Below are 11,844 nucleotides of genomic sequence, written 5' to 3' on the forward strand. Positions count from 1 at the left end.
CGGAGAGCACGATGAGGACCTTGCCGTCGGGGAACTTCCAGGTGTGGACCTGGGGCTTGACCTCGTCCTTGACGATGCCGTCGATCTTCGCGAGGCCGGCCATGTCGATCTCGTTGTCGAAGTGGCCGATGTTGCCCACGATCGCCTGGTGCTTCATCTTGGCCATGTCGGAGGCCATGATGATGTCCTTGTTGCCCGTGGTCGTGATGAAGATGTCGGCCGTCGCCACGACGTCGTCGAGCGTCGCGACCTGGTAGCCGTCCATGGCCGCCTGAAGGGCGCAGATGGGGTCGATCTCGGTGACGATGACACGGGCGCCCTGGCCGCGCAGCGACTCCGCACAGCCCTTGCCGACGTCGCCGTAGCCGAAGACGACGGCGGTCTTGCCGCCGATGAGGACGTCGGTGGCGCGGTTGATGCCGTCGATCAGGGAGTGGCGGCAGCCGTACTTGTTGTCGAACTTCGACTTCGTCACGGCGTCGTTCACGTTGATCGCCGGGAAGAGCAGGGTGCCCTCGGCCATCATTTCGTACAGGCGGTGAACACCGGTGGTGGTCTCCTCGGTCACGCCGCGGATCTCGGACGCGAGCTGCGTCCACTTCTGCGGGTTCTCACCGAGGGTGCGGTTCAGCAGCGTGAGGATGTACGCGTACTCCTCGGAGTCCGCCGTGGACGGGTCCGGGGCCGCGCCGGCCTTCTCGAACTCGACGCCCTTGTGGACGAGGAGGGTGGCGTCGCCACCGTCGTCGAGGATCATGTTCGGGCCGCCGGTGGGGGTGTTCGGCCAGGTCAGCGCCTGCTCCGTACACCACCAGTACTCTTCCAGCGTCTCGCCCTTCCAGGCGAAGACGGGGACGCCCTGCGGGTTCTCCGGGGTGCCGTGAGGGCCGACCGCGATGGCGGCGGCCGCGTGGTCCTGGGTGGAGAAGATGTTGCAGGAGGCCCAGCGGACGTCGGCGCCGAGGGCGACGAGGGTCTCGATGAGCACGGCCGTCTGCACGGTCATGTGCAGGGAGCCGGTGATGCGGGCACCGGCCAGGGGCTGGGCGTCCGCGTATTCGGCGCGGATCGACATCAGACCCGGCATCTCGTGCTCGGCCAGGGTGATCTCCTTGCGGCCGAAGGCGGCGAGGGAGAGGTCTGCGACCTTGAAGTCCATGGGTGCTGCTCCTCATGGTTCGAGAGGGTGGGTACGGCTCTGAGCCGTGCGCCGGACGGCTGGGGTACCCCGGACGAGTCTGGGGGATGGAACACCGAGCACAGTCCGTCGGGGGCCCTCTCTCCCCTCGGCCGGTCGCGAAGACCGCCCGACCGCCATCAGCAGCGACGCCTGACACTGATGACGAATCTACACCGATCGGCGGCGCGTGCCCCAGTCGCGCGGGAGAATAAGCGGGATAAGAGCGTCATCGGAGGTCAGGCCCTGCGACAGGAGCTTCCGGGGCCTTTCGGACTTTTAATCCACCCCTTGTGTGCGGGAGGATGCCGGTGGATCGGGGCTTCCGCCCGATCCCCGCAGAACCCAGGGCGTGAAGGAGATTTCTGTGACCAGTCCGGCCGGCCCTCCCGCAGATGGGGGCGCAAGCGGGCAGAAGCGCCTCAAGCTGCTCGCCGTCACCGCGTGCCCCACGGGCATCGCGCACACCTACATGGCGGCGGAGAAGCTCCGGCAGGCAGCCGACGAGCTCGGCGTCGACCTGAAGGTGGAGACCCAGGGCTCCATCGGGGCCGAGAACGTCCTCTCTGACAACGATGTCAAGGAGGCCGACGGCATCATCATCGCCGCCGACAAGGAAGTCGACCGGGAGCGCTTCGCCGGCAAGCGGGTGCTGTCCACCGGGGTCGCGGACGGCATCCACAGGCCGAAGGAGCTCATCGAGCGGGTCCGGACCGCGCCGGTGCAGGCCGGGACGGCCCCGGCCGGCGGGGACGGCGGCGGGGGCGGCCGGGAGCGCAGCGCCGCGTACAAGGCCCTGATGAACGGCGTCTCCCACATGATCCCGTTCGTGGTCGTGGGCGGGCTGCTGCTCGCCGTCTCGATCGCGCTCGGCGGGCACTCCTCCTCGAAGGGCATCACCTTCGACGAGGGGTCCTTCTGGTTCTACGTCAACGCGCTCGGCACCCTGGGCTTCACGCTGATGCTGCCGATCTTCTCCGGCTACATCGCCTACGCCCTCGGTGACCGGCCGGCGCTGGTGCCCGGCATGATCGGCGGTTTCCTCGCCTCCGACGCCACCACCATCTACAAGGCCGACGCGAACGCCGGCTTCCTGGGGGCGATCGCCACCGGCTTCCTGGCGGGCTATCTGGTCGTCTGGATCAAGAAGGTCAAGGTCCCCGGGTTCGTCCAGCCGATCATGCCGATCATCGTGATCCCGATCGTGTCGACGCTGGCGCTGGGGCTGTTCTACATCTACGTGATCGGACAGCCGATCTCCTGGGTGTTCACCCACCTGACCAGCTGGCTGAACGGCATGACCGGCTCCAGCGCGATCCTGCTGGGCGCCATCATCGGTCTGATGATCGCCTTCGACATGGGCGGGCCGGTCAACAAGACGGCCTTCCTCGTCGCGGTCGGCCTGATCGGCACCAACAACACCGTCATGGGCATGGCCGCCGCCGCCATCCCCGTGATGCCGCTGGGCCAGGGCCTGGCCACGCAGCTGCGGCGCAAGCTGTACAGCGACCAGGAGCGCGAGACCGGTGTCGCCGCGCTCTTCATGGGCTGCTTCGGGATCTCGGAGGGCGCGATCCCCTTCGCCGCCGCGCGGCCGGCGCAGGTCATCCCGGCGAACATGCTGGGCGGTGCGGTGGCCGGTGCCGTCGCGGGCGTCGCCGGGGTCACGAACTCGGTGCCGCACGGCGGCCCGATCGTCTCGGTGTTCGGGGCCGTCGGCGGGGTCGGCATGTTCTTCGTCGCGATCGCGGCGGGCACCGTCGTCACCGCACTCACCACCAACGCCCTCATCGGGCTCAAGCAGCGCAGGGCCGGCGCGGCCCCGGCCGGCCCGAAGTCGCCCGCGCCCGAGCCGGTCCTGGTCGGCGCGGGAACGGGTGCGGGGACCGGCGTCGCGGCCGGTGCGGGTGCGGGAGCCGCCGCCGGTCCGGGTGCCGGTGGCGCCGTACGGGAGGCAGCCGCGCCCGCGGCGCCCTCGGGTGAGCCCGAGGTGCTGTCCGGGTACCTGACCGGGCGGACCGTGAGGACGGAGCTGGCCTCGGACTCCAAGGAGGCGGCGATCCGCGAGATGGCGGAGATGCTGGCCACCACCGGGAACGTCCGGGACGTGGACGAGCTCGTACGGGTCGCGCTCGCCCGGGAGGCGCAGGGCACGACCGGCCTCGGCGAGTCCATCGCGATCCCGCACGCCAAGACGGACGCGGTGACCCGCCCGACGGTGGGCTTCGCCCGGTCCGGCGAGGGCATCGAGTGGGGCTCGCTGGACGGCACGAAGGCTCGGCTGGTCTTCATGATCTCGGTGCCGGAGGCCGCGGCGGGCGACGAGCACCTGCGCATCCTGGCGCTGCTGTCGCGCAAGCTGATGGACACCGGGTTCCGGGAGCGGCTGCAGAGCGCTCCGGACGGCCCGGCGGTCCTGGAGGTGCTGCGCGAGATCCGGTAGGACCGCGCACGACACGTGGGGGCGCCCGCGGCCGGATGGCCGCGGGCGCCCCCACGTGTTCCCGGGTGGCGGCCCGGACCTCAGTGGCCGTCGCCGCCGAGGGTCTTCGCCGGGTCGGGCGCCGCGGCGGCGGCCTGGTAGATGTCCGGCTCCAGGTAGATCACCCGGGCGATCGGGACCGCCTCGCGGATGCGGGTCTCGGCGGCGTTGATCGCCTCGGCCACTTCGGCCGCGGTGTCGTCGCTCTTGACCGCGATCTTCGCCGCGACCAGCAGCTCCTCGGGGCCGAGGTGCAGCGTGCGCATGTGGATCACGCGGGTCACGGTGTGCCCGTCGACGACGGCGACCTTGATCTTCTCGACGTCCTCGACGCCCGCGGCCTCACCGAGCAGCAGCGACTTGGTCTCCGCCGCCAGGATGATCGCGATCACGATCAGCAGGACGCCGATGCACAGGGTGCCGATGCCGTCCCAGACGCCGTTGCCGGTCAGCAGGGCGAGGCCGACGCCCCCGAGGGCCAGGATCAGGCCGACGAGCGCGCCCAGGTCCTCCAGGAGCACGACGGGGAGCTCCGGGGCCTTGGCGCGCTTGACGAACTGGCGCCAGGACAGGTTCCCGCGGACCGTGTTCGACTCCTTGATCGCGGTGCGGAAGGAGAAGGACTCCGCGATGATCGCGAAGACGAGGACGCCGACGGGCCAGTACCAGTTGGTGATCTCGTGCGGGTCGTGGATCTTCTCGTAGCCCTCGTAGATGGCGAACATGCCACCGACGGTGAAGAGCACGATGGAGACGAGGAAAGCGTAGATGTAGCGCTCGCGCCCGTACCCGAAGGGGTGCTCGGGCGTCGCCTCGCGCTTGGCCTTCTTCCCGCCCAGGAGCAGCAGTCCCTGGTTGCCGGAGTCCGCGAGCGAGTGGACGCTTTCCGCGAGCATCGACGAGGATCCGCTGAAGAGGTACGCCACGAATTTGGCTACAGCGATGGCGAGGTTGGCGACGAGAGCCGCCACGATCGCCTTGGTACCGCCCGACGCGCTCATGGATTCAGGGTGTCCTTCCTAGCCACTGTCTACCGGCCGCACATTGTTGCAGCTACCCCGGCGACAGCGTGTCAGACGATCACCGTCGCACGGAAAACGGTGCCGGTTCCCGACAGTTCGACCTTTTCGCCCGCCGGTACGAAAACCGACTCACCGGGCGCCAGGTCGAGTTCGCCGACCCGGGGGGCGCCGGCGGTGCAGAGCAGGATCTGCGCGGTGTCCGCCGGAAGCGTCCGGGAGGCTCCACCGGGGGCGAGGAGGAAGCGGGAGAGCCGGAACTCCTCGATGGGGGTCTCGTAGACCTCCTCGGCGTCGCCCTCGGGGCGCAGCACGGCCGGGTCGCCCGACTCGAACCGCACGACCTTCAGGAGCTCGGGCACGTCCACGTGTTTGGGGGTGAGTCCGGCGCGCAGCACGTTGTCGGAGTTGGCGAGGAGCTCGACGCCCAGGCCGTCGATGTAGGCGTGCGGGACGCCGGCGCCGAGGAACACGGCCTCGCCGGGCTGGAGCCGGAAGTGGTTCAGGAGCAGGGCGGCGATGACGCCGGGGTCGCCGGGGAAGTCGTGGACCAGGGCGGCGTACGGCGCGTACGGGCCGCCGAGGCGCTCGGCGGCGGCCGCGGTCTCGGTGACGGTGCGGGCCATCTGCTCGCGGTCCGCGGTCAGTACGGCGGTCAGCACCTCGCGCAGCGCGGCGTCCTCGGGGTGGGCGCGCAGCAGGTCGGCGTACGGCTTGAGGGAGTCGACGCCGAGGCCGTCGAGAAGGTCGGCGGCCTGTTCGGGGCGGCGGAAGCCGCAGAACCCCTCGAACGGGGTGAGCGCGCAGATCATCTCGGGCTTGTGGTTGGGGTCCTTGTAGTTGCGGTGGGCCGCGTCGACGGGGACGCCGCGGCGTTCCTCGTCCTCGTACCCCTCGCGGGCCTGGGCCAGGTCGGGGTGGACCTGGAGGGAGAGGGGGGCGCCGGCGGCGAGGATCTTGAGGAGGAAGGGCAGTCGGGGGCCGAACGCGGCCACGGTGGCGGCGCCGAGCTCGCTCTCGGGGTCGGCGGCGATGACGTCCGAGAGGCTGACTTCGCCGGCTCCGCGGTCGAGACGGGAAGGGGCGCCGGGGTGGGCGCCCATCCACATCTCGGCCTGGGGCTCACCGGTGGGCTGGACCCCGAGCAGTTCGGGGATCGCCGTGGTGGATCCCCAGGCGTAGGGGCGGATCGTGTTCGTCAGGCGGTCCATCGTCGTCTTCCTGGATCTGGATGAGGGGTGGTCAAGGTGGAGTGCCTCAGCTGTGTCCCCGGGAGGCCAGCGCCAGGTAGGCGGTGGCGAAGTCCGTGAGGGCGAGGAGTTCGGCGAGCTGCTCCAACTCGACGCCCTCCTCCGGTTCGAGCTCGCTGACGGGCGTGTCGTGGCTGAGGGCGAGCTCGCGCGCGGCCGGGGCGGCGGTCAGGCCGCCGACGGGGCGGTCGCGCAGCAGGACGACGCGGGCGCGCAGGGCCCGGGGCTCTTCGACCCGGTCACGGAAGAAGTCTTCGGGATCGGCGCCGGCCGCGAAGGCGCCGGAGAGCAGGACACCGTGGGCGGGCAGCGCCTCGGGAAGCGCGGCGGCCAGTGCGGGGCGGCCGGCGAGCTCGGCGAGGGTGGCGGCGAACCGGCGCCCCGCGGGCCCGGCGCCGGCGCCCTCGCTCCAGATGAGCGGGAGCGAGTCGGCCAGTTCGGAGGCGAGGGTCTTGGCCGGGTTGGAGTACGTGACCACGGCCGGGCCGCAGCGTTCCGCGGTGCGGTCGAGGCGGTCGGCGACGAGCTGGAGGGTTTCCGGGGCGGTCGCGATGAGGCCGACCCGGTCGAGGAGGACCAGCAGGGGTGTCAGCAGGGCCCACAGCGCGCCGGGTCCGGCCGCGGCGGATTCGTCGTACTCCTGGTAGGGGGCCTTGGCCATCGGTACGAGGAGGCCGTGGGCGCCGTCGACGGACTCGCTCAGCGGCGAGCGCTCGGGGGCGACGGCGACGACGGTGCAGCCGCGCCGGTAGGCCTGTTCGGCGAGGAGGCCGAGCCCGGGCTCCGTGCCGTCGGTGGTGGTGAGGAGCAGCAGGTCCACCGGTCCGGCCCAACCGGGCAGGGTCCAGCGCAGGGCGCCGGAGGCGTGCGCGACGCCGGTGGGGTCCAGCCGGATGACGGGCGCCGAGGCTCCGGCGAGGGCTCCGAGCAGGTCGGCGACGCCGGTGGCGGCGGTACCGGGGCCCGCGATGAGGACGGCGCGGGGGCGCCCGTCGGGGTGGAGCTCGGCGAGGCCGGCCTCCGTCGCGTGCCGGACCGCGGTGCGGACTCGGGCGCCCGCGTCGGCGGCGCCGCGGAGCAGGCCCCGGCGGTCGGCCCGGACCAGGGCGTCCGGGTCGTCGAGGAGTGACTCGTCGAGCATGGTGGCCTCCGGCGGTTGGGTGACGGAACCAGTCTGTCGGGTCAGGCGGGGCGGCGGGCCTCGTCGACGAGCAGTACGGGGATGCCGTCGCGTACCGGGTAGGCGAGACCGCAGTCCCGGCCGGTGCAGATCAGCTCGGGTGCGCTCTCGTCGGCCGACTTGTCCTCGAGGGGCGAGTGGCAGGCGGGGCAGGCGAGGATCTGCAGGAGACCGGCTTCGAGCGGCATGGGACGCTTCCCTTCGAACATGCGGTTGGGGCGAGGTCAGCGTACCGCCGGGTCACCTGCCGTGCGGTCCCCGGCGAGGCCGTGGGAGGGGCGGGCGCCCACCGGGGCGGGGAGGGCGCCCCGGGGCCGGCTCCGGGCCCGCGGCCGCCGGGCTGTGGGCGGGTCCGGAGGCGGGGCGGACCCGGCGCGGCAGGGTCCGGCCGCGCTCCGGGGTCCGCCCCGCCCGGGTCCGCGGGTCAGGCGCGGATGAGGGCGAGGGCCTCGTCGCGGATCTTGGCGAGGGTCGCCTCGTCACGGGCCTCGACGTTCAGGCGGAGCAGGGGCTCCGTGTTGGACGCCCGGACATTGAACCACCAGTCGGCGGCCGTCACGGTCAGCCCGTCCAGCTCGTCGAGGGTGATGCCTTCGCGGTCACCGTAGGTCGCCTTGACGGCGGCGATGCGGTCCGCCTGGTCCGCGACCGTCGAGTTGATCTCGCCGGAGCCGGCGTACCGGTCGTAGGAGGCGACGAGCTGCGTGAGCGGCCCCTCCTGACCGCCCAGTGCGGCCAGTACGTGGAGCGCGGCGAGCATGCCGGTGTCCGCGTTCCAGAAGTCCTTGAAGTAGTAGTGCGCCGAGTGCTCGCCGCCGAAGATGGCGCCGGACGTGGCCATCTCCTCCTTGATGAACGAGTGGCCCACCCGGGTGCGCACCGGGGTGCCGCCGTTCTCCCTGACGACCTCCGGGACGGACCAGGACGTGATCAGGTTGTGGATCACCGTGCCCGTGCCGCCGTTGCGGGCCAGCTCGCGGGCCGCGACCAGGGCGGTGATCGCGGACGGGGAGACGCCCACGCCCTTCTCGTCGATGATGAAGCAGCGGTCGGCGTCGCCGTCGAACGCGATGCCGAGGTCGGCCCCCTCCGCCAGCACGCGGGCCTGGAGGTCCACGACGTTCTTCGGGTCCAGCGGGTTGGCCTCGTGGTTCGGGAAGGTCCCGTCCAGCTCGAAGTACATCGGGACCACGTCGAGGGGAAGGCCGTCGAAGACGGTCGGCACGGTGTGGCCGCCCATGCCGTTGCCCGCGTCCACGACGACCTTCAGGGGGCGGATCGCCGTGAGGTCGACCAGGCCCTTCAGGTGTGCGGCGTAGCCGGCGAGGCTGTCCTGCTCGGTGATCGTGCCCGGGACGGTCCCGGCGGGGATCTCCGGGGCGCCCTCGTCGGACCACTTCTCCGCGAGCTCGCGTATCCGCGAGAGGCCCGTGTCCTGGCCCACCGGGGCCGCTCCGGCGCGGCACATCTTGATGCCGTTGTACTGGGCCGGGTTGTGCGAGGCCGTGAACATCGCGCCGGGCAGGTCCATCGACCCCGACGCGTAGTACAGCTGGTCCGTCGAGCACAGCCCGATCATGGTGACGTCCACGCCACGGGCGGCGGCCCCCCGCGCGAACGCCGCCGAAAGGCCCGGCGACGACGGACGCATGTCGTGGCCGACCACGATCGCGGAAGCGTCGGTGACGTCCACGAACGCGGCACCGAACAGCTCCGCCAACGATTCGTCCCACTCGTCCGGTACGACACCACGCACGTCGTACGCCTTGACGATGTTCGAAAGATCTGCGGCCACTGCCTGCCCTCCTGAAGGTCCTGTGCGTGCGCAGGAGCCTACCCTGCGCAGGACGGACGGCTTCCGGACGAGCCGGCCGTCAGGAGTCCGGGGACCGCAGGACGCGCAGGTGTCCGCGCCGGGTCTCCCCCGTCGTGGCACCGCTCTGCCCGGAGCCGCGGGCCTCGGCCGGGCGCTCCGGCGGGCGGGCGGCTTCGCGTACGGCGTTGGCCAGGGCTTCGAGGTCGTCGCCGCTGGGGCGGGACGGCGCGGAGGCGTCGGACAGCCGGACGACGTCCCAGCCCCGCGGGGCGGTCAGGCGCTCGGAGTGCTCGGCGCACAGGTCGTAACAGTGGGGTTCGGCGTAGGTGGCGAGCGGGCCGAGAACTGCGGTCGAATCGGCGTAGACGTACGTCAGTGTCGCGACGGCAGGGCGGCCGCACGCGGTGCGCGAACAGCGACGTACAAGGCTCACGACGTTGGACCGTACCGCACTCTTGACCGGGCCGCGACGACTCTCCCGCCGCTCACCCCCCGTGTCGTGGTCGGCGGCTACCCTGCGGGGGTGACGGACAGCCCGCTTCCCCCCCACCCGGTCGATCTTCCCGCCGAGCCGCGCCAGCGTCGGCGCGACCGCCACGGACGCGGGATGCGCGGGCCGCTGGCGCCGCCTCAGGTGCCGCTGTCGGCCAGCCGGTCGGAGGTGTTCGGGGACCTCGTGCGGGACTCCGTCGAGCGGCTGGAGCGGCGTTTCCCGCAGCTCGCCGAGGTGGAGTTCCTCGTCGGGGACGTGCCCGGTCCGCCGGGCGGCGCGGACACCGGCTGGAACGACGAGGCGGTGCCGCTGGGCGCGGTACAGGAGCCCCGCGAGGGCCGGCCGGCCCGGATCGTGGTGTTCCGGCGGCCGGTGGAGATCCGTACGAAGACGCGCGACGAGAAGGCGCTGCTGGTGCACGAGATCGTCGTGGAGCAGGTGGCGGAACTGCTGGGCCTCTCGCCGGAGACCGTGGACCCGCGGTACGGCCAGGACTGAGGTCCGAGCGGTCTCGGCCGCGGCCGAGACCGGCCGTCCGGGGCCGTACCGGACGGGGTCAGCGGACGAGGACCGACAGGTCCTGGGCCGCTCTGGGGACCGAGACCGTGGAGCGGTCGTCCGACAGGGTCTGCACCGTGAACATCGCGATGCCCTCGTGCGGGAGCGACAGGGTGCGGGCCGCGTGGACCGGACCGCCCGAAAGGGTCTCCACCGTCAGGGCGTACGCGCCCTTGCCGCCCGCCGGGGCGACCGTCACGTTCTGGGTGGTGCCCGCCTTGACCACGACCTCCTGGGAGGCGGCCTCCCCGCCCCCGGTGCCCGGCGACGCCGTCACCCTGACCTTGGCGTCCTGCCGGCCGGGGGCGGTCAGCGCGAGCACGGTCGTGTTCTCCTCGGGCCGGTTGTCGGCGACGGTCGCCCGCGCGCCCACCGGCCCGACCGCCGGGACGAAGCCGAGCTCCTGCTTGGCGCCGCTGCCGCGGACGACCCGTACCGCCGCGACCACCGGCGAGGTCTTCTTCGGGTCCGCCGGGGTCAGCAGCAGGGAGCCCGCCTCGCCCCGGGTCAGGTCCGCGAGGTCCACGGCCGCCGTCATGCCGGCCTTGACGTGCAGTCGCTCGTTGCCCGCCGGGCTGATGGAGCCTCCCGGGCCGGCCAGCCGGAGCGTGAGGTCCGCGTCCTGGTCGCCGGGGACGAAGGCGACCAGCCGTACGGAGGTGGCGTCCGCCGGGATGCCGGGCAGGACGAGGGATCCGGCCGGGTCGGTGGCGGCGGGCAGCCAGTCGGCGCCCACCCCCTCCTCGGCGACCTGCACGGAGGCACCGACCCGGCCGGCCCGGGTGGTCACGTGCGCGGTGGCGTCGGCGAGCTGGGCCGAGGGCGCCAGGGAGGACAGCAGGACGGCCTTTCCGGACCGGGGGTCGATCCGGATGTTCTCGCCGGAGCCCGCCTCGGACTTGAGGGGGCCGTCGGGGCCGAAGAGCTTGATGTCGACGACGGCCGCGGCGTCGTCCGGGTTGGTGAGGTGGACGTAGTCCTCGCGCCCCTTGGCGGTGCTCACGGCGGGGAACCAGAAGTCGGTGCCGGGCGCGGTGCAGCCGACGCCGAGCACGCCGCGGGCGCGGCCGACCGAGACCTTGGTGGTCTGCTGCGCGGTCCAGCCGGGGGCCAGGGAGCCGTCGGCGGTGCCCGTCAGGGCGGGGGCGTCGGCCCCGGCGGCGGTGGCCCCGAAGGGCTTGCCCGGTTCTTTGGGCTCCAGTACCGGCTTGGCGTCCTTGGTCGCGCCGAGCAGCCGGGCCGAGCCCTGGGCGGGGGTCCCGCCGGCCGTGGCCGGGGTGAACGCCGTGTACGCGGTGTCGGCGATGTCCGAGGAGCTGGGCGCCGGGCAGACCAGCAGGGACCGCTCCACCGGCATCCGGGACGCGTCCGCGGCCGTGCCGGCGCTCCCGGCCGCGGGCGCGGTGAGGGCGGCGAGCCCGGTGAGGGCGGCCAGCGCCGCGGCCGCGGCCGCCAGCGTCAGGGGTGCGCGCTGCTTCACTGCTGGGGGCTCCCGTCCGGACGCGGGTCGTGCTGTCCGTAGGTGTCGTACGGCTCGTACGGGTAGGGGTGGTCCGGTCGGCCTGGGTCCCGGGCCGGCGGGTGCTGCGGGTGCTGCGGGTAGGGGGCGGTCTCGTAGCCCTCCGCGCCGCCGTACCCGCTCTGGGGGTAGGACGCCGGTGGGTCGGGGTACTGCTCGTAGCCCGGCGCCGGGGTGTAGGGCTGCTGCGGCTGCCGGGGGTCGTACGCGTAGCCGCCCTGGTCGTCGCCGTAGCCCTGGTAGGCGTACGACTCCGACCCGTACGCCGGCTGCGCCGGGATCTGCGCGTACGGGTCGGCGATACCTGGGTCCTGCGCGGGGGCGGGCTGCGCGGGGGCGGGCGCGGCCCC

General features: G+C 72.7%; 10 protein-coding genes and 1 pseudogene. 2 read left to right on the forward strand and 9 right to left on the reverse strand.

The genetic code is table 11. The annotated features are described in order from the left end of the window. The coding region (ahcY, locus tag ACFWW8_RS37270; protein ID WP_386537047.1) for an adenosylhomocysteinase at positions 1–1,159 on the reverse strand (1,159 nt) is incomplete at its 3' end. A gap of 385 nt (positions 1,160–1,544) precedes the next feature. Between ahcY and ACFWW8_RS37275 the strand changes: the two genes are divergently transcribed. Next, positions 1,545–3,620, forward strand: a complete 2,076-nt coding sequence (locus ACFWW8_RS37275; protein WP_386537049.1) for a fructose-specific PTS transporter subunit EIIC — start codon at positions 1,545–1,547, stop codon at positions 3,618–3,620. A gap of 80 nt (positions 3,621–3,700) precedes the next feature. On the opposite strand, the gene ACFWW8_RS37280 is transcribed toward ACFWW8_RS37275, so the two are convergent. From ACFWW8_RS37280 to ACFWW8_RS37305, 6 genes are all read right to left on the reverse strand, one after another. Continuing rightward, positions 3,701–4,660 (reverse strand): cation diffusion facilitator family transporter, encoded by a 960-nt coding sequence (locus ACFWW8_RS37280; RefSeq protein ID WP_386537051.1) that lies wholly within the window; start codon positions 4,658–4,660, stop codon positions 3,701–3,703. Between the two features lie 71 nt (positions 4,661–4,731). Continuing rightward, entirely contained in the window at positions 4,732–5,889 is a 1,158-nt protein-coding gene (manA, locus tag ACFWW8_RS37285) for a mannose-6-phosphate isomerase, class I (RefSeq protein WP_386537054.1), read from the reverse strand. 46 nt (positions 5,890–5,935) lie between these two features. Continuing rightward, complete coding sequence (locus ACFWW8_RS37290) at positions 5,936–7,069, reverse strand: SIS domain-containing protein (RefSeq protein ID WP_386537057.1); 1,134 nt, start codon at positions 7,067–7,069, stop codon at positions 5,936–5,938. 41 nt (positions 7,070–7,110) lie between these two features. Beyond that, positions 7,111–7,296: a Trm112 family protein gene (locus ACFWW8_RS37295; protein ID WP_386537058.1), complete on the reverse strand. Its 186-nt coding sequence runs from the start codon at positions 7,294–7,296 to the stop codon at positions 7,111–7,113. Positions 7,297–7,532: 236 nt separating this feature from the next. After that, positions 7,533–8,903 (reverse strand): phosphomannomutase/phosphoglucomutase, encoded by a 1,371-nt coding sequence (locus ACFWW8_RS37300; protein ID WP_386537061.1) that lies wholly within the window; start codon positions 8,901–8,903, stop codon positions 7,533–7,535. Positions 8,904–8,982: 79 nt separating this feature from the next. Beyond that, entirely contained in the window at positions 8,983–9,357 is a 375-nt protein-coding gene (locus ACFWW8_RS37305) for a DUF3499 domain-containing protein (RefSeq protein WP_386537063.1), read from the reverse strand. A gap of 90 nt (positions 9,358–9,447) precedes the next feature. On the opposite strand from ACFWW8_RS37305, the gene ACFWW8_RS37310 reads away from it, so the two are divergent. Further along, complete coding sequence (locus ACFWW8_RS37310; RefSeq protein ID WP_383907718.1) at positions 9,448–9,915, forward strand: metallopeptidase family protein; 468 nt, start codon at positions 9,448–9,450, stop codon at positions 9,913–9,915. A 58-nt stretch (positions 9,916–9,973) separates the two neighbouring features. Here ACFWW8_RS37310 and ACFWW8_RS37315 read toward each other — a convergent pair whose 3' ends face one another. Next, entirely contained in the window at positions 9,974–11,455 is a 1,482-nt protein-coding gene (locus ACFWW8_RS37315; protein ID WP_386537066.1) for a DUF5719 family protein, read from the reverse strand. Further along, positions 11,452–11,844, reverse strand: a pseudogene (locus ACFWW8_RS37320) (topoisomerase II); the annotation flags it as partial. The pseudogene ACFWW8_RS37320 and the gene ACFWW8_RS37315, both read right to left, overlap by 4 nt.

This window comes from Streptomyces sp. NPDC058701, from assembly GCF_042715295.1.
In the GTDB taxonomy this organism is placed as follows: domain Bacteria; phylum Actinomycetota; class Actinomycetes; order Streptomycetales; family Streptomycetaceae; genus Streptomyces.

What these genes read in the sequence shown, in the direction of transcription:
- ACFWW8_RS37290 (WP_386537057.1), bottom strand. Translation starts at nt 7,069, where the DNA reads ATGCTCGACGAGTCACTCCTCGACGACCCGGACGCCCTGGTCCGGGCC.
- ACFWW8_RS37295 (WP_386537058.1), bottom strand. Translation starts at nt 7,296, where the DNA reads ATGCCGCTCGAAGCCGGTCTCCTGCAGATCCTCGCCTGCCCCGCCTGC.
- ACFWW8_RS37280 (WP_386537051.1), bottom strand. Translation starts at nt 4,660, where the DNA reads ATGAGCGCGTCGGGCGGTACCAAGGCGATCGTGGCGGCTCTCGTCGCC.
- manA (WP_386537054.1), bottom strand. Translation starts at nt 5,889, where the DNA reads ATGGACCGCCTGACGAACACGATCCGCCCCTACGCCTGGGGATCCACC.